We start from the raw sequence: 19,302 nt of genomic DNA, 5'->3' as shown, positions 1-19,302 counted from the left end.
GGCTGTCCCAGTGAGCGGGGCTAAACGAGCAATTCTTGGCCTGTTGGAAGAACGTGGAGCGAACAAAACGATCTGCCCGAGCGAAGCAGCACGCATTCTGGCCGGCTCGAATAGGAATTGGCGCGATTATATAGAGGACGTTCACTTGGCGGTGGACGTTCTGATCTCAGAAAAGGCTATCAGCCTTTCATGGAAAGGCGAACCGAAACAGGAGCGGCGCGGACCCTATAGGATCGCGCGCCGCCCATAAATCATCAATGAAAGTTCAGATCAGGTAAGGTGCTTTGAGATCTTGCCTGTCATCTTCATCATGTTGATTTCATCGTTGCCGATCACGGCGCCAAGCTTTGCATCAGGAACGATGGTCCGCTTGTCTGATGGTTTCTGCAGGTTGTTGGCCTTGATGTAAGCCCAGACTTTCGAAGTCACTTCAGTGCGCGGCATTGGGCCTTTGCCAACAACCGCTTCAAGTTCGCTCGAAAGCTGCACCGGTTTTTGCAGTGCGTTCGCCATAGTTTTCTCCCTTAGGTATCAGGCGTTAGAAATTCACGTTACTCAAAGTCATCGTCCCAATCCGCGCCGTCATCCGCCTCGACACCGGTGAACGGCGCATAGAGCACTGCACAAGCGGTCACGAAACCTTTGATCGACGCGATGAGATCATCGCGGGTTGCGCCGGGCATCAAAGTCAGCGGAAGCTCGGTCGCAAAAATCTGAAAGACGTAATGCCTCGTCTCACCCACCGGTGGGTCAGGCAGCAACCACTCGGAATTGCCAAGCGCGTTCTTACCTGCGCGCGGCGGCGTTTCGCCTTCCAGCAGCTTGCCTTTTTGGCCAGGCAGACCCCAGACGAGCCAATGGCATTGCGGTTTTTCGCCATCGCTCGAAGCATCTTCGACGACCACCACCAGCTCCTGGGAGCCGGGCGGCGGCGCAGTCCATTCCAGGGGCGGCGCAACGGCGTCTTCTTCCTTGGCGGTAAAGCAAGGATCCAGTTCTTCGCCTGCATCGAAAGCAGGGCTGGATAGCGAAAATCCACCACGCCCGAACGATCGTGCATCGCCAAGGCTCGCAATTGCAAGCCCCGAATGCTGGGCAGCAACGGGTAATTTGCCCTGAAGCCAGTCGGGAAACTGGGTCATGATTGAATCACTCTCATGGAGTATTAGCTAGTCGCAACGAGCCCGGGAAACGAGGCGTCAGGGTGACATTTACCCCGGTTTCTGAGGAAAACTCTCGGAAAAGCCCAAGAAATCAACCGATCAACGTGTCACAGATGGTGAATTATGCGGCAAAATCTTGCTCTATTCATCATGCGTATGCATGGTCTCGGTAACTATTTGCGTCCAAGCCTGTGTTCGCTTGAACCTAATTCCCGGAGTCGCATCCCAATGAAATCAGCCCGCGCAACCGCCCTGACGGTATCACTAGCCATGATCCTGACAGCTTGTGGAGGAGGAGATGGATCGAACGCAGCTCCAGCTGCCGGCGGCGGCAATTCCCCGGTGACGACGGGCTGCGCAGTCAGCGATCAGATCGCGTTTGCTGATGACGTACTGAATGAATGGTACCTGTTCCCGGATTTACTCGACAATACCGTCGATCCTGCCAGTTTTAGCGATGTGCAGTCTTTCCTTGACGCGCGCGTAGCCCCTGCCCGCGCCCAGTCGCGCGATGTCGGCTTTACTTTCGCAACATCAATCGCAGAGGAAAACGAGCTTATTGCATCGGGTTCCAGCGCAGGATTTGGAATTCGGCTAGTTTATGACACAGTGAACAATCGCGTGTTTGGCAGCGAAGCATTTGAAAACGGCAACGGCTTTCAAGCGGGTTTTGACCGAGGCAGCGAGTTGCTTGCGATCGGAACCAGTTCGAGCAATCTGCAGCTTGTCTCGAACCTCATGGCTTCCGGCGGACCCGCGGCAGTGATTGACGCTCTGGGGCCATCTGATCCCGGCGTCCAGCGTGTGCTGCGCTTCACGACGCCAACGGGTACGGTTGTCGAAACTGCCGTGATCAAAACGGAGTTTTCGCTTGATCCGATCTCAGACAGATACGGAGCTCTCATCCTTGATGATGGTGGAAAGAGAGTCGGCTATCTGAATTTGCGCACATTCATTGTCTCTGATGCCGCCGATCAATTGCGCGACGCTTTTGAGCTATTCGGGCGCGAGGGTGTGACGGAATTGATTTTCGATTTTCGTTATAATGGCGGCGGATTGGTGAGTGTTGCCGAAACGCTGGGCGATCTTTTGGGCCAGGGCCGCGTAGGCCAAGTGTTCAGTGAGACGGTTCTGCGACCTTCAAAGTCTTCGGAGAACTCCACTGAGTTTTTCGAGACCGAAGCCAATGCACTTCAACCAACCAAGATCGCAGTTATCTCAACGCGAAGCACGGCTTCGGCGAGTGAGCTGGTAACGAATTCCATGATTCCTTACCTCGCGAATGACAGCATCGCACTGATTGGCAGCGACACATCGGGCAAACCAGTTGGTCAGTTTGGTTTTGACCTTGCAGCGTGTGATTTGCGCGTGCGTGCTGTCACATTCCAGACAGTCAATGCAGATGGAAATGGCGATTACTTCACTGGTCTTGCTAGCGAGATACCAAACTCTTGCCGTGCAACCGATGATATCTTCAGGCCATTTGGCGATCCCGCCGAAGCCTCGATTTCGAGAGCGTTGGATTTTCTTGCCGGTAGAACCTGCACGCCCATTACGGGTGCCCCAGGTCAGCAAGGTGTGCAGAGTGCCAGAGGGCTCGAAGCGCTACAGCCGGATCGCCCGAGCGTAGCGCAGTATGAAATGCCGGGTCTGTTCTAACGATTATTCGGCAGCGATTTTTTCGCTGCCGGTATTGCGACCCTTTGCATGAGCAATGGCGTGCGCAACGACCTTGTCAGCGGCTGCAGGTTTGGCGACGAGTTCAGCGTCAATCTCGCGAATTCGCTCATTGTGTCGATCAAGATCACCTGAGTGCAGGATGTAGGGAATGCGCAGCTGCGCGAGTTTTTGGGCGACCGGAAAGCAGGTTTCGCCATTGCCCAACGAGACGTCGAGGATCGCAGCATCAATGCGCGTGCCCGCATCAATATGCGACAAAGCCGCGTCGCAATTCGCACAGCTCAGCACGCGGCAGCCACGATCTTCGGCCGCATATTCCAAGTCGAGCATGATCAGCGGCTCATCCTCAAGCAGGAGCAGCGTGAACAGTTCCGTCATATCGATCCCCGCACAGGCACTGTGACTTTCGCCGTCAGACCCGTCTTATCCCATTGCCGCGAGATCGACCCGCGACCACTGGACAATAGCCGATCCACAATGGCCGTGCCAGTCCCAGCGGATATGACATCCTCATCAATCTGAGGTCCACCCTGCTCGCGCCAAGTGACTGTTAACATTTGATCATCGCCCGCCGACCAGTCGACGGTGACTTTCCCATCATCATTGGTCCACGCGCCATGCTTTGTCGCGTTGGCTGCAAGTTCGTGAAGAATTAGTCCAATCACAGAGATCACTGTGAACGGCATCCTCACGCCATTGCCGAGAAGTTCCAGTCGCTCCTCATTATTATCGTAAGGAAGAAGAACTGCTCGGATCGCCTGACCGATATCGATGCTGCCACTCGATGCTTCATCGAGCGTTGTTTCATAAGCCCGGCCCAGTGCCTGAATTCGTGAATTGATTTCAGCCGCCTCGCTCTGCACACCTCGCGCCCGGCCCGTCACGTTCACGATGCCTGAGATGACAGCAAACATGTTCTTCATGCGGTGGGAGAGCTCTCGCGCCATATCTTTGGCATGCTGTTCCTGCGCGCGCGCGGCGCGGACGTCGGACACATCCCATTGGCTGCCAAAGAAATACACCAGTTCGCCCTCATCATTGTAGATCGGGCCAAGGTGCAAGGCATTCCAGAACGATGTTCCGTTCTTGCGGTAATTCAGAAGCTCAACAACGGCGACATCTTCGTTTGCGATCGCATCGCGCAACCTGGCAACCGGTGCAGGATCAGTCGCTGGTCCTTGAAGAAAACGGCAATTGCGACCCACGATTTCTTCTTCTGCATAGCCTGTTAGCCGGCGAAACGCACGGTTAGCAAACACGATCGGCATGTCATCCTGATGCGGATCGCACAGGCACACCGCCATGCGGGTTTGCGCCATGGCTTGTTCAAAAAGGACGCCGGAAGCTCCGGAAAATTCGGTCTTTGCACCGCCCGCTTTAAAACGTTCAGGCGCGTCGTCGAACCGCATACCCGCCTGATCACTCAGGCGAGCGCGTTCGCGCTCGTCATCGGTATTCATGTAACCTGCTTTCGCGGCGCAACCGGCTTACAAACGGGGGTAATTCAAGCGGGCGCCATTCTATCTTGAGTTGTTAATACAACGGGAGATGCCGGCCAATGTTCCGGGAATTATTGCACTGCACAATAATCGCGATACTCGATACCGGCCTAAAACATTGATCACACAGGCAAAACCAAAGCCGTGCTGACGATCACATACCCTCTGGGACCGTCTCAAAAGCCGGTACTTCGCCCAATTCAACCCAGGGCTGTTTGCTTTTCGTGTAGCAGTGGAACGCTGGATTGATCCAAGAGGTGTCATCGAACGTGCCCGCCTTGATGAACATCAATCCATCGCCGCGTTCAAGGCGAGTAAAAACAGGGGAACCGCATTCAGGGCAGAACTGGCGATAGACCGGCGCGCCGCTGTCTCCGGTATCGTTGTAAGTCTTGACCTCGCCTTCGATTGACATGGCGGCTTCTGGCACGCCGACAATGACTGACAAAGCCGTTCCCGCCTGCTTCTGGCAATTTTTGCAATGGCAAGTGACACACACAACCGGATCAGCCTCCAGCGTGTATCGCACTTTGCCGCACAAGCAGCCTCCTGTTTGGTCTGTCATTACATCCTCCCTCGCCTCACGATGAGAAGATGACTGCTTCGATGCGGAGGCACAAGCCCTCACTCCTCAACAAAAGTGCGAGGATCCAAAGTCCCCTCTTTCGATTGGTGCTATTCCTCGAATGCCTGAATATCGGTGTGTGCGCAGCCCTCGAGCGTGTCATCCCCGAGCAAAAGGGTGGCAGTGTAAGGAAAAGTTCGATCACTCATCCCATCGCTGCATTGGCCAGGTGTGATCGTCAGATTTAACTTTTCGCCCTGCATCTCGCCTGAAAAGCCAAGGCCATTGTTTCCCGCAAACCGGCTCACTTCAAATGCGATTCCGTCCATCTGTTCCGGTGAGGAGAAGAATGCCTGATCACGGGTGATCTCGATTGACCAGAAAGGCTCTGTTCCAACCGCCGTGATTGTCTCGTTCTCACCGATCGCACCAAATGGTTCAGTGTCGCGAGAAATGCCATCGGTCTGCCCGCACGCAGACAAGCAAAGAGGTATCGCTATCATCAATGGAAACCGCATCGCCGATCCTTTTGTCAACGCGCATGTCAAAGGCCGTTATAGGGCCATCAATGCAAAAGGCGGGCCTCCGTCAAGAGACCCGCCTTAAAACTATATGTATCAGTATCGAGTTACTGCGGCATCAAGACCGTGTCGATCACATGCACCACACCGTTTGTCGCTTGGACATCTGGGGTGGTCACGGTTGAGGTGTTGCCAGCCGCATCGGTCAGGACAACTGCGCCATCAACGACTGCTGCGGTGAATGTGCCACCACCAACAGTTGTGACAGTGTAGCCATCGTCACCTGCTTCATTAATCGCATTGATCAGTGTTTCTGCGTCGACCGCACCTTCGACCACGTGATAGGTCAGGATCGCGCCGAGCGTTTCCTTGTCGTTTGCGACGAGATTTTCAACGGTACCTTCTGGGAGTTTACCGAAGGCCTTATTGGTTGGGGCGAATACGGTGAACGGACCTTCGCCTGAAAGCGTTTCGACCAGCTCTGCTGCGACTACTGCGTCAACGAGCGTGGAAAAGCTCTCATCACCCTGAGCAACTTCAACGATGTTACCGGGAGCGGTCGCTTCTTCGGTTACGGCGGTTTCGTCAGCAGCGGTATCTTCTGGGGCTTCGCTCGCGCATGCGGCGAGTGAAAGTGCGACTGCAGATGCGAGTGTAAGTTGAAGTTTCTTCATAAAAATCTCCTCGTGTTTTGGGGGATAGTCATTGCGCACGCAGCGTTGCTGCCATGCGCACACACATAGGTACGAAGTAATAGAACGTTTGGATGTTCCAAATTTCTCAAGGTTTTTCCTTAGGAACCGCCCATCCCATCGAAGGTGCCGGTGGAACCAGCCTTTGCATGCACGGTTAATGCAGCATGCTTTTTACACCGACACGCCAAGCGGGCTTGGCCCGCCTGAACCACTTTCTCCCCAATGCCGGCAGAGCTTATGAGAAAAGCCGGAATTACGATGATCCGCCAGCTGATGACGGTCTGCGTTCGAATGTTTCGCAGCTTTCGCCTTGGCTTCATGCAGGCGTCCTGAGTGAGGCCGAAGTTGTGGATGCCGTGCTTGCAAACCACAGCTTGAAAGCGGCCGAAAAGTTTGTTTCGGAAGTGTTCTGGCGGGTCTATTTCAAAGGCTATCTTGAACAACGCCCAAGCATCTGGCGCGCCTATTGCGAGGATCGCGACGAGGCGTTTGATCGGCTTGATAGCAATTCGGGCCTCCGCACTGCCTATGCTGAGGCGGTTGAAGGACGCACCGGCATTGCAGCCTTTGATCACTGGACAAACGAACTGACCCAAACAGGATACCTCCACAATCACGCTCGCATGTGGTTTGCAAGCATCTGGATCTTCACTCTCAAGCTCGATTGGCAACTCGGCGCAGACTTCTTCCTGAGACATCTGGTCGATGGCGACGCGGCGTCCAATACGCTTTCCTGGCGGTGGGTCGGCGGTCTTCACACCAAGGGCAAAACCTATCTCGCCCGCGCAGACAACATTGCCCGCTACACCGAAAACCAGCCTGATGGTCCGCTGAAAGCAGAAGGCCTCGCCAGCGATGCACCGGCTCTGGAAGAAGAGCCCGAGCATGGCCGCACGCCCATCGAATTTCCGGGCGAGGTGGAAGTGGATGAACCATACGCATTGCTGCTCCATGATGAGGCAGCTCATCACAGCGCCATCTCGCTCCCATCGAAGCCCTCCCTCATCATCGGCGCCGCCCGTCCTACAGCGCGGTCTCCCCGCGATCTCGGCAATTCGGCGCAGGAATTCGCGGCCCAAGCGGTTGAAAACGGCATTGATGATGCCGGCGCCGCTTTCGATTGCCCCTCTGCCCAATGGTCAAGCAATGGAGAACTCGCGGGCATTCTTGACCAAGCCGGTATCAAACACCTCGTCGTTCCTTATCTGCCCACGGGTTGGACCCGCGATGCGTTGTTCGATGAGCTTTCCCCACTTCAGGAAAGCGGCCATCTTCACACCATTGTCTCCGACCTAGACCGCGCTACCTGGCCCTATGCCAAGGCTGGGTTCTTTGGCGTCAAGAAGAAGATCGAGAGCATCCTTGGCGAACTGAGCATTCCCAGCGACGAAGCCCAAGCCGCTTAGTCTTTCCTCACAACAACCCTTACCTCATCAAATAGTCCACATTGCTTTACACGCACTGTGTATTGCAAACTTGTCATTTATCCCTGTTCCGCTACAGTCGCGCTCGTGTTTTCGAGTCCCTTATGCGGTTCGACTGACTTTGCTCCGGCCGCCTGATGGACCCTCGCACGCTGATAGAGAGGGGAAATGATTATGGCCGATCCCGTTCAAACTGGCGCTCGTGGACAGCGTAAACGCGGCGAGAGCGAAGACACCATGTTCCAGACCGGCTGTCTCGTCGCGCTTGTCGCAGCGGGAGCCATCGCGGTTGCGGCGCTCGTTTCGATCTGGACTAGCTACAACGTCCTTTCCAGCGATGAGGAAGAGCAGCCCGCTGCCACCGCTCCTGCAACACCTGCACCCGTTGCCGAACCAGAGCCCGTTGCCGAAATCCCCGAGGGCGCCGGTGTGCTTGCAAGTGAGCGCGATGGCCTGCCGATGCTCGCGGTCTATTTCGACAGCGGATCGACTGATGTGACGCCCGATTTTGCCACCGTATCAGAAGACCTTGTCTCTTATCTGGGCGCCAATCCTGATGCAACGCTCGCCATTTCGGGCTTTAACGATCCGACTGGTGATGCCGAACTTAATGCGGAACTCTCCAAGCAGCGCGCCGAAAATGTCCAGGCTCAACTGGTCGCGCTCGGTATTGACGATGGCCGCACCGAACTTGTGAGGCCGGACGATACGACCAGCGAGGACATGACCAACGCCGAAGCGCGAAGGGTTGAAATCACCGTCGTAGAGTAGGCACTTCCTACCTAAAAAGACATTTGGGCGCGGCTCTAAATCAAAAACGCCGCGCCCGAATTGTAACTCACATCACCTTGTCAGGGCGCGGATCATGTCCGTGCTTTTCATTCTTGCCCAAGACCCGCTCCAACCGCTGAACCATCGTGTTCGCAGCGCGGCGAGCGGCGGCGTCCACTTCGGAGGCATGCTCCGTCACGCCAATCGGCCGTCCCCCGCGCGGGCGCGCCTCGATCATGCAGGTCTTGTCATCCGCGCCGCCTTTGCGCGCGTTTTCATCCGAGACATGCACTTCAACCCGCGTCAGCCGATCTTCGAAACGCGCCAATTTCTCGCGCATCATCGCCTCAATCCGCTCCGCCACATTCTCTGTGCCCATCACCGAACTATCGGAATTGAACTGGAACTGCATGGTCATAGTGCGTGCTCTCCTTTGTATATCTTTCGTGTTTCCAATGTGGGGTGCAAAGAGGCCGGGGGCAAGCACAATCGGACCCGATTGCGATCCGGATCGGCGTAGGCCGGAACGCGCCAATAGGGTGACAAAGGTTACACCCTGTCACCCAAGGGGCTATTTCTTAACCCCCTCTAAAGCCTTGATTAGTTCGTCATCTGACCAGGTTGACGGACATGGGGTGGAGGGGCTTTCTGGCGTCGTGGCACCGCGAAACGGTCTTATGGCTTCCAACTCCCCCGGATCATCCACGTCCAGCGCTCCGGTCTCCACATCTTCACCCTTTTCGAGGCTGCCAAGCAGAGCTTCAAAATCGCGCGCGTGCTTTTCGGCGCTGTTGGCAAGCCGCCCGAAAACAGGGTTACCTCCTTGGGTAAAGCGTTTGAGCAGCGCGACCGTCAGCCGCTCATCAAACCGGCGATACGTGCCGACGAGTTCGCCCTGAAAGTAAATGGGAACCTCCACCCCATTAAGCGCCCGCTCGAGCGCCGTGTGCGCCAGCACATCATAGGAATGGTGGAAGGCCACCTCCCAAGCGAGATCAAACGGCTTGCCCTTGAGCTTTGATCGCAAGCGATAGGCCGATTGCCGGCTCATCCCAACAGATCGCGCTGCTTCACTAACGCAATGGGTCGCGGAAAGCTGCCGCAGAAAAGCGGCCTGCTTTTGGGGCGTCCAGCCATCGCTGCGGATGGGTGTCACCTTATCGGAGGGTGTAGGGGAACGGGCGGGAGTGCCTTTCGCGGCAGTTTTTCGAGTGCTCATCGGCCAGGATAGGGCAGATTTTGGCGAAGTAGGAAAGGTGGGTGGGTGCAGTTATGCGCCCATCCCTCCCCACGAAGTCGGGCATCGAAGACAGTTGAGCAGCCTTCCCGATTTCGGGAACGGAGAGGGACCTAGTCGAATATCAGAATGGATGGATTAGCCACCGAGAACCAGTCGCTTCCAGTCAGGTTCGCCCTCGGAGATAACTTTTTGAAAAACAGACTCAGCAATCAAGACTTGCTCAGCCTGAGACTTACGGAAGGCATGCCACTGTTTAGCCCTGAGGTTTAAAGCCCCACCATGTGCAACACGACTTCGAAAATCGTAAATCTCAAGAAGAGCTCCAAAAAGGCTTGTTCTATCTTCAACGTCTTTAGCGAGTAACCAAGCGCCTCTAGCAGCGAACTTGTTTCTAATCTCAGATTTTGATCGATCACCCTTAAATAGCATCATCTCTAACGCAATACCCAGATCAAGGGCGAAATCGTGTCCACTGCGACTTGCTTTTGCGGAGGACAAACGTTTCATAGCTGTCAAATAAAAGTCGAGCTCGTGATCATCCCACCGCCTAGCGGAGGACATCATATCATTGAATAGCTTCGCGTCTGGCATGACTTTTCCGTTGCTCAAGTGCTTCTGACGCTCGCCAATCCTTCCACCACCGCCATGAAAACGAAACGGCGGAGTATTCGGCTGAATGTGGCTGGTTGAGAGCACTGAATTAGCAGTGAATGAAGATTGACAGTTGAGTAGCATGACGGCGAGATACATCTCATGACCGTCACTCCGACGTGCCGCTGAATCGAAGTTATCTTCGTCCTTTGAGACCGCTTTTGAGAGCTGGACGGTCCGTTTTAGAATCGCGCTCGCTGCAGGGTCTTGCAATTCGTGTCCAGATAGGTCGAACTTGAGTAGAGCCTCTTTTTCATCGACATCATAATAGTCTTTCGCCGGGGCGAGTTGATATCCAAGCCCCAGATCGATCGAGCCATCAACCTCTACGCCCTGCAGCCATTCCACGAGATCGACCTCGATATTGTCGGCTGACAGATATGCATCCAGCTCTGCGTTAGCTTGGTTGCGTCCGACGTAATTGGCTCGCCATATCCACCAACAGGCCAAAAGCCTCACATCAAAAAGCGTACGGCCGCCGTAAGATGTCGCGATCATTTTTCCTTCTAACGTTAATACTTCAGGCTTTGATCGTATCTCACTAAGTACTTTCTGCCCCTCAGCATCGTGAAGAAGCTTGAGCACTAGACTCTTCTCAATCCCGGAAAGCGTGTTTGGCCCCTCAACAGTTTTCGGCCTGATGACAGGCAGTCCCAGATGCCCGATTCTTTCGATCTGTCGGCCTGCGATCGTGTCCATTCGCTATTCCCAAAAAACCGAGATTCTGACCGAAATCAGTTCCCCTCCTGCAACCGCCTAACATCCGCCAAGTCCTGCGGCGGCTCTCGCCACAACTCGGCATCGCTCTCGATATATTCGCGCAAGCTTGCGGGCACTTCTTCAAAGCTGTCCACTCGCCATGTCACAAGGTGCATGATGGTCGGCACGCCGCCTGCCCATTCGGGGGCAGGGCCATAGCGGACCCAGCTTAGCTGGTTGGGCTTGCTCATCGATCGTTCGGGGTGGAAGAAGAAATCGTAATTCTCAAACGCCTGATATCTTGCTTCTGGCCCCATCGAAAAATCGAGATAGACGGGGGCTGAGAACACCGCTGTCTCGCCCAGCATCCGCATCGAAATCTGGTCTCCCGGCCCGATGCGGCGCACGTTTTCGCCTGTGCCTTGCTCGACGAAAGTTTCGATCCCGCCATCTTTCAACTCATAAGTGATGAACTGGTAGGGTTAGGCGATGGGCTCGACGGGTTTGCCATCGACTTCGCGCAGGACTTCGCCCGTTTCGGGATCGCGGAAGATGTAGATCTTGCGGTTGTATTGGTGGGCAAGCTCGCGCGATTTATCGGGCTGGTGCATGCGCGCCGTGTCATAGCCTTCCATGCGCGCGATCAGCTTCCCATCGGGGTAGGAACGCATGGTGCCGACCGAGTACCAATAGACCGGATCCCCCCGCCCGATGCGCCCTTCAACCCAGCGTTCGAACTGCCGCGAGGTGATCGGGGGCGATGCGGTTTCGGGGGCTGCGTCAACGGTGGCGGGGGCAGGTTCCTGCGCCGACGCAGGGGCGCTGACACAGGCCATGCCAGCCAAAACCAATACAATTATTCGCAAAGCCATCTCATTTCCCTCTTATCTGTTGCGCAATTCAACCTTGCGGGTTCCACGCCATGCATTCGATCTCAATCGCAGCGCCCGCCGCGAGGTCTTTCACCGCCATGGTGGAGCGCGCGGGATAGCGGCCTTCCTTGAAGAACGTGCGATAGACCGAATTGAACGCGGCGAAGTCTCCGATATCGGCGAGCCATACGGTGCATTTGACGATGGCGTCGTGGGTGAGATCGTACTTGGCGAGCGTCTCGCCAATCCGCTCCATCGCGCGCCGGGTTTCCGCCTCGATCCCGCCGGGGACAAGCCCGCTGCCATCAGCCGCCGTGCCCAGCTTGCCTGCCAGATAGAGCGTATCGCCCGCCTGCACCGCTTCGGAAAATGGGGTGGAGCTGCCCTCAAGCGGCAAGAAGGCGAGATCAGGTTTGGGGCTGAGCCGCGCGGTGACTTTGATCTCAACCTCGCCATCGGGGGAATAGAGCCGGTCGATATCAATTGCGGTCCAAGCGGGAAATGGCGCTTTGACATAGCGGTTCTTGACCTCTGCCAAAGCGGGCATCGAGGCATCGATATCGACGTGGTAAGTGGTGAGATCGATCACATCGTCCCAGCTTGAGCCTGCGCGTTCAAGCACGCTGCCGATATACTGGAACGTGCGATCATAGGCCTCTTCGCGAGTTCGCCCTTCCGGCGCAGGCCCAGCGATAACGCCGGAGAGATAGACGGTGTCGCCATGGATAACCGCTTCGGAGAAACCAAACTCCTCCATAAACGCGCGCCCACCCTCGCTTTCGGGCATGATGGTTTGTTTTTCGGTGCTGGGCGCCTCGGCGTGATCGTCAGCGAGCGCGGGGGTGGAGGCCAGGGTGAATGCCGCAATGGATGCGAGTGTGACGTGTTTCATCCAAGATCTCCTAGGCCGTGGGTTCAAGCATGCGCGGGGTTGCGACAAAGGGCTGTTCATCGAGGACACGCAGGCATGATGCGATCCGCGTGCGATCACTGATCAAGCGGACATATTGCGCATCACATCCGGAAATCGGGTTTGGGTAATCGGAGATCTCTTGCTGTAGCAGCTCTTTGGCCCGCTGGAGCGCAGCCTCCGCTGCTGCGATTTCGGCTTCGTATGGTAGTTGGGTCATATCCGAACTCCTCCCGATACTATTGGCTTGATGTTTCGCGCCCTCGCCCGAACGGACGCAGCCTCATCCTGCTCGGCATGTTCAAGCGCTTTTGCGAACGCAGCATGCAAGTGTGAATGCTGCCGGGCAAGGCTGGCCAGCGCGTCGAGTGACCATGCTCTCACAAACGGGCGATCATGCGCAAGCAGAGGCACGAGCCAGCGATGGACAGCGGCTGCAGCGTCCTTTGTCACGTCAAGGAACCGGATTGACTGGCACAGATGGAGCTGCGCCTGCCATGATGTAACACCGGGCAATTCAGCGCACAGCTCAGCGGTCTGTTTCGTGGTTATTGCGCCGCCTTTTTCGAGCCAGGATTTCAGCAACCAGGTCGCCGCGCTCGATATGTTGTCTTCAGCATCGGCAGCGAGCCGCACCAACGCCCTGCGATAACCAGACTGCTCGTAAAAGGCAGCTTCTGCCTCTCCGAGCAGTGTTGTCGCGCGGCCATCGAATTGCGCCAGCCGCGTGCGAAGGGCTTCGGTGATATCCTTCAGCAGTCCACCTCCAGATCAGACGCGACGAGATTGAAGCAGAACGTAGTTATCGACCGCCCCATTTCGCCTTCTCCCTTGCAACCACGCCCTCTACTGAAGGCCGACAATCAGCAAGCCCATCGCCGCGATACTTGCCAATGTCCGTACATGGTTGAACGGTGTCCAGCGCGCCAGGTAAGTGGCCCACATCGCCTTGGCTTCCGCACTCGCCGGATCGACCGCATCGAGCCTGTCGTTGAGCGGCACATTACCAATGACCGTCACCACGAACATGCCGATCACATAGACAGCGCTTCCTGCGATCACGGCCCATGATTGCGGCCCCGCCATGCCGATCAAGCCAAGCACCACCAGCGCAGCGCAGGCAAGTGTGCTGGCGAAGAATAACGGCAGAAAAGCGCTTTTCAGGATCACTCTATTGATCGACTGCATCGCCCGCGCACCAGCCTCATCGCCGAGCTCGGCAAGCGAGCGCATTACGAATACCGAGAAGGTGAAGTACACCCCCGCCATGATCCCAGCGGACAGGGCCGCAAACCAGATCAACAGAACAACTGGCAGCGTCATCGCAATCACTCTTCCGGCAAATAGAGTTTTTTGCCCTTTTCCTCATAGACGCGGCTCATTTCTTCCATGCCTGCCTCGTTTTGCGCACGTTCCTGCGGGGAATTCTCCCCCTTCAGATCCTCGTTCGCGAGATAGCTGTCGGAGTTTTGCTTGGCTGCAAATTCGCGCACTTCCTGGCTGATCTTCATTGAGCAGAACTTTGGTCCACACATTGAGCAGAAATGCGCCGTTTTCGCTCCTTCTGCGGGCAACGTCTGGTCGTGGTAGTCCTCGGCAGTTTCGGGATCGAGCGATAGGTTGAACTGGTCGCGCCAGCGGAATTCGAACCGCGCCTTCGACAATGCATCATCGCGCACTTTGGCTGCCGGGTGCCCCTTGGCAAGATCGGCAGCGTGGGCGGCGAGCTTGTATGTCACCACGCCCACCTTCACATCGTCGCGGTCGGGCAGGCCAAGGTGCTCCTTGGGCGTGACGTAGCAGAGCATCGCAGTGCCGTACCAGCCGATCTGGGCGGCACCGATGCCGCTGGTGATGTGGTCGTATCCCGGCGCGATATCGGTGACGAGCGGCCCAAGCGTGTAGAACGGCGCCTCGCCGCAAGCCTCCAGCTGCTTCTCCATATTCTCCTTGATCTTGTGCATGGGCACGTGGCCCGGTCCTTCGATCATCACCTGCACGTTTTGCGCCCAGGCGCGCTTGGTCAGCTCACCCAGAGTGTAGAGTTCGGCAAATTGCGCTTCGTCATTGGCGTCGGCGATGGAGCCCGGGCGCAGGCCGTCACCCAGCGAATAGGCAATGTCATAGGCGGCGCAGATCTCGGAGATTTCGTCGAAGTGCTCGTAGAGGAAGCTTTCCTTGTGATGCGCGAGGCACCATTTCGCCATGATCGATCCGCCGCGGCTGACGATGCCGGTCACACGCTTGGCTGCCATCGGCACGAAGGGCAGGCGCACGCCGGCGTGGATGGTGAAGTAGTCGACGCCCTGCTCAGCTTGCTCGATCAGAGTGTCGCGGAAGATGTCCCAGGTCAGATCTTCAGCAACCCCGCCGACCTTTTCGAGCGCCTGATAAATCGGCACGGTGCCCACGGGCACAGCCGAATTGCGGATGATCCATTCGCGCGTGTCGTGGATGTTGCGCCCTGTCGATAGGTCCATGATCGTGTCAGCGCCCCAGCGGGTCGCCCACACCATCTTGTCGACTTCGGTCGCGACGTCCGATGCGACGGCGGAATTGCCGATATTGGCGTTGATCTTGACCAGGAAATTGCGCCCGATCGCCATTGGCTCGGTTTCGGGGTGATTGATGTTGTTGGGGATGATAGCCCGGCCCCGCGCAACTTCGCTGCGCACGAATTCCGGCGTGATCACATCGGGGATTTCCGCGCCCCAGCTTTCGCCATCGCGCACGTGATCCTTTGCAAGTTCACGACCAAGATTTTCGCGCTCGGCGACATATTCCATCTCGGGCGTGATGATGCCTTTTCTCGCATAGTGCATCTGCGTGACATTCATGCCTGCCTTTGCGCGCAACGGGCGTTTTACCACGTTGGGAAATTGCGCCACGCCGCCGCTGCGATCCGGGCCGAGCTGGCCGTTATCCTCTGGTTTTACTTCGCGCGCGTCGTATTGCTCAACATCGCCGCGCGCGTGGATCCAGTCGCTGCGAAGACCCGGAAGGCCCGCATTGATGTCGATATTTGCATCAGGATCGGTGTAGGGACCGGACGTGTCATAAACGCGCACCGAAGGCTCATCGCCTTCCAGATCAATTTCGCGCATGGCAACCCGCACACCAGAGCCCGTGCGCGCACCAACATAGACCTTGCGGCTGCCTCTGATGGGGCCAGTGGTTACGCCAATTTCGACGGGTGAATTGATATCGGCCATCTCTGCTCTCTCCTCAATGCGGAGAAAGTGGACCTGTCGCCATAAACGCGCCCACTCCCTCCGCCGATGCTAATCGGTTCAGGTTCAACGGGTCGGCGGACTTTAACCACCCTCTCAGCCATCATGGCTCCCCGGGGATGACACAGCGATAGACCCTGGCTTGGCCCGCGTCTAGGGCTTGCGAGAAATGACAGTTCTTTACCGCCTCGATGCGAGCGCTGAGGATATTGCCTCGCGGTTCGGCGCCAGGGCAGGCGATGATCCGTGGCAAGGCGGCTATGTCGCGCCTCTCAAATTCGCGCCGGTCATCACCGCAGGGCGCGAGTTTATTGCGGGGGCTCGCCCATCGGGAAAACCGCTGCAACCGCGCATGACACCGCGACTGTGGGGCGTCTTGCCACCTCCTGCAGCCGAAGACCCGACGCGCCGGATAACGTCGGTGCGCAACACCGATAGTCCATTCTGGATCGGCAATCTGCGCAACAGCGAATTTCGCTGCCTCGTGCCTGCGACCCGTATCATGCTGTGGGGCAGCGAAACCGATTACGAGGGGCGGCGGCTGCAGCACTGGTTTGCGCCTGAGGGTGAGCGCATCTTCGCATTGGCTGGCGTGTGGAAGGACGAGGAAGTGCCCGCTTTTGCACTGCTGACGCGCGCTGCCTCTGGCGCCGCGTTGAAGGCAGGCTGCCGATCAATGCCGGTGGTTCTTCCAGACGATGAGCGGGCGGAGGAGGACTGGCTTCACGGCAATTGGGATGCGGCCAGTACCGCCACCGAACCTTCAAGAGCCGCGACACTGCTGGAAATCGGAGATCCAGCGGCGAATTGAGAATTACGGCGAAGAGATCTCGTTGCGGCGGTACGATCAGTCCTCTTGTCGAGGCAGGCTCAAGAGGCACACTGCCAACAGCACCGTCGCCAGTACGCCCGATCCGCCAGCAATCGGCAGCTCGCCTGAGAAATCGCGGCCCATAGCCAGTGAAAGCGCGTTGGAGACAGCTGCGATCGCACCCACAATCGCGCTCAGTCCGCCGAGCAGCTTGGAACCCTCGCCCAGCTTCGCCAATCCAAGCGTGATGAGAGCAAGAGCCAGCAGAACCTTTGCCGCGTTATAGACCATGAAGGAAAACGCAACGACCGCGCCTGCTGCAGGAGCCAGCGCCTCAACTTCGCCAGCAGCTTCGAAAAAGGGGCCGAACATGGTGAGCCCCACGCCGACCTGAACAACATTCAAAACGGCGGCAAATGCGATGGACGACCATGCGAGGTAAAATCGCTTCGTCTCAAGCATGGCAGCCCCCGCAAAAGCGGCCATGAGCGTAAAGAGCACACCTTCTGCTCCCCACAAAAGCTGGCGCGGGACATCGGCTTCGCTGATGTAGAGCGCAGTGTAAGTCGCCTGCGTTATCGCAGCGATGAGCAGCAAGATCGCGACGATCTGCGTGTTGCGTTTGAGCGTGAATTCCATGCGTTTTGCCCCTGGCGTTTGAGTGTACCCAACGTCGTTCGCGCAGGTCTGCTCGAAAGTTACAGCCAGATGAACGAAAAGCCCAGCACTGGCACCTGCAGTGCCGGACGCCAGCGCAGCGCGGCCAATACCTCAGATCTGGCGGCATCGCAGCAATACAGCTTTTAATGGCCGCGCTAGCCTCCTCACGATCTATGCATCCCGCATGCATACGCCGTGATTTCGTCAATCATGGCCAAGGCTGGGGGCTTACCATGGCAATATCAATCAAATTATCGCGCGCTTTCATTTGGGCAGCTGCGGCCGCGTTTCTTATGCCCACCGCGGCCCAGGCCGATGATTGCCTGCTTGATCGCGACAATGATGGCGAGGTTGATTTGGGGCCGACCGATAATGACGGGCAGGCCAATTCCAACGATGATCAAACATCGACCGCCTGCGGGATCAACGCCTTGGCAACGGGCGCCTTTGCAAGCGCATTTGGCAGCTCAGCCAATGCTGAAGGAGACCGTTCGATCGCGATGGGCAGGTTCGCTGATGCCTCGGGCGAAAGCGCGAGCGCTCTGGGCGAACAATCAGAGGCGAGCGGCAATTTCAGCACCGCTTTGGGCGGCAATGCAACCGCAAACCGGGCAGGCGCAATCGCCATCGGCAGAGCCTCGCTCGCCAGCGCAAATGGCGCATTTGCAGCAGGCTGGAACACCCATGCGAGCGGTGTCGGCGCGCTAGCTGTTGGGGGCGATGGCAATGATGCAGGCGATATCGGCGCAATGGCGCTAGGCGCAGATTCAACCGCAATCGGTGCAGACAGCCTCGCCAACCAGATTTTTGCGACAGCTTTAGGCGCACAATCGGCGGCAACAGGGGTTGAGGCGTTGGCCATCGGATCGCAATCAGTCGCGAGCGCGACCCGGGCCATAGCCATTGGTCATCGGACCCAAGCGAGGGGCAGTTCCTCGACGGCGATAGGCTCGTCAGCAAATGCTTCCGGAGATGCCACCGTAGCGCTTGGCGCGCTCGCATCGGCTGGACAGGGCGGAACTGCCTTTGGCTTCAGCACCGATGCCGCGTCCGGCATCCGGGGAACAGCAATCGGATATGATGCGACATCATCGGGCGACAGGACCGTTGCAATTGGTGACCGGGCAAGTGCGATTGGATCGGACAGCGTCGCCATTGGGTCTCAGGCAAGCTCCGCAGCGCAGGGGATCGCCTTGGGTCAGCTCTCCGCGACAGACGTGGGCGGTACATCATCGGGCTTTCGTTCCCATGCCGGATCGCGAGGCACCGCGTTGGGCTTCAGAGCGTCGGCTGCCGGCAATCACTCGACGGCCTTGGGCGCGGAAGCCGTCGCGGCGCAAAGTGGATCGACAGCAATAGGCGCGGGCGCAGCGACAACCGCTGCCGATCAGGTCACGCTTGGCGGGGCGGGATCATCGGTTCGAATTGGCGATCTCTCCGCTTCCACCGCAGCCCAGCAAGGCGCGCTCGATTTCGTTACTGTCGATGCCAATGGCACTTTAGGTCGTCAGCAAGCCGCAACTGCGGCCTCGGTCGCCAATGTGCGCAATTCGGTGAATGCGCTGGCGATGGTTTCAGATGCGCAATTTGGCGCGCTTGAAAGCCGAGTGAGCGGCCTTGAAACGCGCGTTGACGGGGCGTTTGATCTTGCCGAAACGGTGAACCGTGATGCGAAACGGGGCATTGCCTCGATCGCAGCGCAGGCTGCGCCGCATTTTCCGAGCGCTGCGGGTAAAACCAGCTATGCCAGCAATGTCGCAGCCTATCGCGGCGAAGTCGGTGTATCGGTGGGCATCATGCACCGCTTGCAGAGAGATGTCGCGTTCACAGCCGGCGTCAGCTATGCGGGCGGCAATTCGACCGCCGTTCGTGCAGGCATTGCGGGTGAGTTCTGATCGCCGCTGTGGGAGC

At 57.3% G+C, this 19,302-nt stretch carries 24 protein-coding genes and 1 riboswitch; of the genes, 6 read left to right on the top strand and 18 right to left on the bottom strand.

The genetic code is table 11. From position 1 onward, the window contains the following. Window positions 1-10 precede the first annotated feature (10 nt). Complete coding sequence (locus tag AUC45_RS12485) at window positions 11-250, top strand: DUF3253 domain-containing protein (RefSeq protein ID WP_067603066.1); 240 nt, start codon at window positions 11-13, stop codon at window positions 248-250. 20 nt (window positions 251-270) lie between these two features. On the opposite strand, the gene AUC45_RS12480 is transcribed toward AUC45_RS12485, so the two are convergent. Then, window positions 271-513, bottom strand: a complete 243-nt coding sequence (locus AUC45_RS12480) for an SWIB/MDM2 domain-containing protein (RefSeq protein WP_067603063.1) — start codon at window positions 511-513, stop codon at window positions 271-273. 38 nt (window positions 514-551) lie between these two features. Continuing rightward, window positions 552-1,142: a YbhB/YbcL family Raf kinase inhibitor-like protein gene (locus AUC45_RS12475; protein ID WP_067603060.1), complete on the bottom strand. Its 591-nt coding sequence runs from the start codon at window positions 1,140-1,142 to the stop codon at window positions 552-554. Window positions 1,143-1,391: 249 nt separating this feature from the next. On the opposite strand from AUC45_RS12475, the gene AUC45_RS12470 reads away from it, so the two are divergent. Then, window positions 1,392-2,822, top strand: a complete 1,431-nt coding sequence (locus AUC45_RS12470) for a S41 family peptidase (RefSeq protein ID WP_067603057.1) — start codon at window positions 1,392-1,394, stop codon at window positions 2,820-2,822. 3 nt (window positions 2,823-2,825) lie between these two features. Here the strand turns inward: AUC45_RS12470 and AUC45_RS12465 are convergent, their stop codons facing one another. The 5 genes from AUC45_RS12465 to AUC45_RS12445 all read right to left on the bottom strand — a co-directional run bounded on the left by AUC45_RS12465 (window position 2,826) and on the right by AUC45_RS12445 (window position 6,102). Then, window positions 2,826-3,221, bottom strand: a complete 396-nt coding sequence (locus AUC45_RS12465; RefSeq protein ID WP_067603054.1) for a response regulator — start codon at window positions 3,219-3,221, stop codon at window positions 2,826-2,828. Beyond that, entirely contained in the window at window positions 3,218-4,303 is a 1,086-nt protein-coding gene (locus AUC45_RS12460; protein WP_067603052.1) for a PAS domain-containing protein, read from the bottom strand. The genes AUC45_RS12465 and AUC45_RS12460 overlap by 4 nt, the downstream gene beginning before the upstream one ends. A gap of 193 nt (window positions 4,304-4,496) precedes the next feature. Further along, window positions 4,497-4,907, bottom strand: coding sequence for a GFA family protein (locus tag AUC45_RS12455; protein ID WP_067603050.1), 411 nt, complete (start codon window positions 4,905-4,907; stop codon window positions 4,497-4,499). A gap of 110 nt (window positions 4,908-5,017) precedes the next feature. Next, complete coding sequence (locus AUC45_RS12450) at window positions 5,018-5,425, bottom strand: COG3650 family protein (protein WP_067603909.1); 408 nt, start codon at window positions 5,423-5,425, stop codon at window positions 5,018-5,020. A 110-nt stretch (window positions 5,426-5,535) separates the two neighbouring features. Beyond that, window positions 5,536-6,102 (bottom strand): fasciclin domain-containing protein, encoded by a 567-nt coding sequence (locus tag AUC45_RS12445; protein WP_067603907.1) that lies wholly within the window; start codon window positions 6,100-6,102, stop codon window positions 5,536-5,538. A gap of 185 nt (window positions 6,103-6,287) precedes the next feature. On the opposite strand from AUC45_RS12445, the gene AUC45_RS12440 reads away from it, so the two are divergent. After that, window positions 6,288-7,529, top strand: coding sequence for an FAD-binding domain-containing protein (locus tag AUC45_RS12440; protein ID WP_067603047.1), 1,242 nt, complete (start codon window positions 6,288-6,290; stop codon window positions 7,527-7,529). A gap of 192 nt (window positions 7,530-7,721) precedes the next feature. Next, a complete protein-coding gene (locus AUC45_RS12435) occupies window positions 7,722-8,318 on the top strand; it encodes an OmpA family protein (protein WP_197409564.1) in 597 nt (198 codons plus the stop codon). Between the two features lie 67 nt (window positions 8,319-8,385). On the opposite strand, the gene AUC45_RS12430 is transcribed toward AUC45_RS12435, so the two are convergent. From AUC45_RS12430 to thiC, 10 genes are all read right to left on the bottom strand, one after another. Beyond that, the gene (locus tag AUC45_RS12430; RefSeq protein ID WP_233998751.1) at window positions 8,386-8,736 is read right to left on the bottom strand and encodes an HPF/RaiA family ribosome-associated protein; all 351 of its coding nucleotides are present in this window, start codon (window positions 8,734-8,736) and stop codon (window positions 8,386-8,388) included. Between the two features lie 153 nt (window positions 8,737-8,889). Further along, a complete protein-coding gene (locus AUC45_RS12425) occupies window positions 8,890-9,537 on the bottom strand; it encodes a hypothetical protein (protein WP_156423844.1) in 648 nt (215 codons plus the stop codon). Between the two features lie 156 nt (window positions 9,538-9,693). Beyond that, entirely contained in the window at window positions 9,694-10,908 is a 1,215-nt protein-coding gene (locus AUC45_RS12420; protein WP_067603039.1) for a HEPN domain-containing protein, read from the bottom strand. Window positions 10,909-10,943: 35 nt separating this feature from the next. Further along, complete coding sequence (locus AUC45_RS12415; protein ID WP_067603037.1) at window positions 10,944-11,366, bottom strand: hypothetical protein; 423 nt, start codon at window positions 11,364-11,366, stop codon at window positions 10,944-10,946. A 24-nt stretch (window positions 11,367-11,390) separates the two neighbouring features. Beyond that, window positions 11,391-11,780 (bottom strand): hypothetical protein, encoded by a 390-nt coding sequence (locus tag AUC45_RS12410; protein WP_067603035.1) that lies wholly within the window; start codon window positions 11,778-11,780, stop codon window positions 11,391-11,393. Window positions 11,781-11,808: 28 nt separating this feature from the next. Then, a complete protein-coding gene (locus AUC45_RS15610; RefSeq protein WP_197409563.1) occupies window positions 11,809-12,672 on the bottom strand; it encodes a Rid family hydrolase in 864 nt (287 codons plus the stop codon). Between the two features lie 10 nt (window positions 12,673-12,682). Next, the gene (locus tag AUC45_RS12400; protein WP_067603032.1) at window positions 12,683-12,910 is read right to left on the bottom strand and encodes a hypothetical protein; all 228 of its coding nucleotides are present in this window, start codon (window positions 12,908-12,910) and stop codon (window positions 12,683-12,685) included. Further along, the gene (locus tag AUC45_RS12395) at window positions 12,907-13,326 is read right to left on the bottom strand and encodes a chorismate lyase (RefSeq protein WP_156423843.1); all 420 of its coding nucleotides are present in this window, start codon (window positions 13,324-13,326) and stop codon (window positions 12,907-12,909) included. Before AUC45_RS12395 ends, AUC45_RS12400 begins: the two co-directional genes overlap by 4 nt. Before the next feature lie 210 nt (window positions 13,327-13,536). Next, window positions 13,537-14,013 (bottom strand): DUF1772 domain-containing protein, encoded by a 477-nt coding sequence (locus AUC45_RS12390; protein ID WP_067603901.1) that lies wholly within the window; start codon window positions 14,011-14,013, stop codon window positions 13,537-13,539. Between the two features lie 5 nt (window positions 14,014-14,018). After that, a complete protein-coding gene (thiC, locus tag AUC45_RS12385; RefSeq protein WP_067603026.1) occupies window positions 14,019-15,902 on the bottom strand; it encodes a phosphomethylpyrimidine synthase ThiC in 1,884 nt (627 codons plus the stop codon). A 37-nt stretch (window positions 15,903-15,939) separates the two neighbouring features. Next, window positions 15,940-16,046: riboswitch (TPP riboswitch) on the bottom strand. Between the two features lie 43 nt (window positions 16,047-16,089). On the opposite strand from thiC, the gene AUC45_RS12380 reads away from it, so the two are divergent. Continuing rightward, on the top strand, window positions 16,090-16,731 hold the full coding sequence (locus tag AUC45_RS12380) for an SOS response-associated peptidase family protein (protein WP_067603023.1): 642 nt from the start codon (window positions 16,090-16,092) through the stop codon (window positions 16,729-16,731). A 36-nt stretch (window positions 16,732-16,767) separates the two neighbouring features. On the opposite strand, the gene AUC45_RS12375 is transcribed toward AUC45_RS12380, so the two are convergent. Beyond that, window positions 16,768-17,370 (bottom strand): thiamine biosynthesis protein ThiC, encoded by a 603-nt coding sequence (locus AUC45_RS12375; RefSeq protein WP_067603020.1) that lies wholly within the window; start codon window positions 17,368-17,370, stop codon window positions 16,768-16,770. A gap of 254 nt (window positions 17,371-17,624) precedes the next feature. On the opposite strand from AUC45_RS12375, the gene AUC45_RS12370 reads away from it, so the two are divergent. After that, the gene (locus AUC45_RS12370) at window positions 17,625-19,286 is read left to right on the top strand and encodes a YadA-like family protein (protein WP_067603016.1); all 1,662 of its coding nucleotides are present in this window, start codon (window positions 17,625-17,627) and stop codon (window positions 19,284-19,286) included. Window positions 19,287-19,302 lie beyond the last annotated feature (16 nt).

Origin of the sequence: Erythrobacter sp. YT30 (assembly GCF_001542875.1) — a bacterium.
Taxonomy (GTDB): Bacteria; Pseudomonadota; Alphaproteobacteria; order Sphingomonadales; family Sphingomonadaceae; genus Erythrobacter.
Note: the sequence above shows the minus strand (reverse complement) of the source record. Positions and strands in the feature narration are given on the sequence as shown.

Coding starts and splice junctions, on each gene's coding strand:
- AUC45_RS12480 (WP_067603063.1), bottom strand. CDS start 513: ATGGCGAACGCACTGCAAAAACCGGTGCAGCTTTCGAGCGAACTTGAA.
- AUC45_RS12475 (WP_067603060.1), bottom strand. CDS start 1,142: ATGACCCAGTTTCCCGACTGGCTTCAGGGCAAATTACCCGTTGCTGCC.
- AUC45_RS12470 (WP_067603057.1), top strand. CDS start 1,392: ATGAAATCAGCCCGCGCAACCGCCCTGACGGTATCACTAGCCATGATC.
- AUC45_RS12465 (WP_067603054.1), bottom strand. CDS start 3,221: ATGACGGAACTGTTCACGCTGCTCCTGCTTGAGGATGAGCCGCTGATC.
- AUC45_RS12460 (WP_067603052.1), bottom strand. CDS start 4,303: ATGAATACCGATGACGAGCGCGAACGCGCTCGCCTGAGTGATCAGGCG.
- AUC45_RS12455 (WP_067603050.1), bottom strand. CDS start 4,907: ATGACAGACCAAACAGGAGGCTGCTTGTGCGGCAAAGTGCGATACACG.
- AUC45_RS12450 (WP_067603909.1), bottom strand. CDS start 5,425: ATGCGGTTTCCATTGATGATAGCGATACCTCTTTGCTTGTCTGCGTGC.
- AUC45_RS12445 (WP_067603907.1), bottom strand. CDS start 6,102: ATGAAGAAACTTCAACTTACACTCGCATCTGCAGTCGCACTTTCACTC.
- AUC45_RS12440 (WP_067603047.1), top strand. CDS start 6,288: ATGCTTTTTACACCGACACGCCAAGCGGGCTTGGCCCGCCTGAACCAC.
- AUC45_RS12435 (WP_197409564.1), top strand. CDS start 7,722: ATGGCCGATCCCGTTCAAACTGGCGCTCGTGGACAGCGTAAACGCGGC.
- AUC45_RS12430 (WP_233998751.1), bottom strand. CDS start 8,736: ATGACCATGCAGTTCCAGTTCAATTCCGATAGTTCGGTGATGGGCACA.
- AUC45_RS12425 (WP_156423844.1), bottom strand. CDS start 9,537: ATGAGCACTCGAAAAACTGCCGCGAAAGGCACTCCCGCCCGTTCCCCT.
- AUC45_RS12420 (WP_067603039.1), bottom strand. CDS start 10,908: ATGGACACGATCGCAGGCCGACAGATCGAAAGAATCGGGCATCTGGGA.
- AUC45_RS12410 (WP_067603035.1), bottom strand. CDS start 11,780: ATGGCTTTGCGAATAATTGTATTGGTTTTGGCTGGCATGGCCTGTGTC.
- AUC45_RS15610 (WP_197409563.1), bottom strand. CDS start 12,672: ATGAAACACGTCACACTCGCATCCATTGCGGCATTCACCCTGGCCTCC.
- AUC45_RS12400 (WP_067603032.1), bottom strand. CDS start 12,910: ATGACCCAACTACCATACGAAGCCGAAATCGCAGCAGCGGAGGCTGCG.
- AUC45_RS12390 (WP_067603901.1), bottom strand. CDS start 14,013: ATGACGCTGCCAGTTGTTCTGTTGATCTGGTTTGCGGCCCTGTCCGCT.
- thiC (WP_067603026.1), bottom strand. CDS start 15,902: ATGGCCGATATCAATTCACCCGTCGAAATTGGCGTAACCACTGGCCCC.
- AUC45_RS12380 (WP_067603023.1), top strand. CDS start 16,090: ATGACAGTTCTTTACCGCCTCGATGCGAGCGCTGAGGATATTGCCTCG.
- AUC45_RS12375 (WP_067603020.1), bottom strand. CDS start 17,370: ATGGAATTCACGCTCAAACGCAACACGCAGATCGTCGCGATCTTGCTG.
- AUC45_RS12370 (WP_067603016.1), top strand. CDS start 17,625: ATGGCAATATCAATCAAATTATCGCGCGCTTTCATTTGGGCAGCTGCG.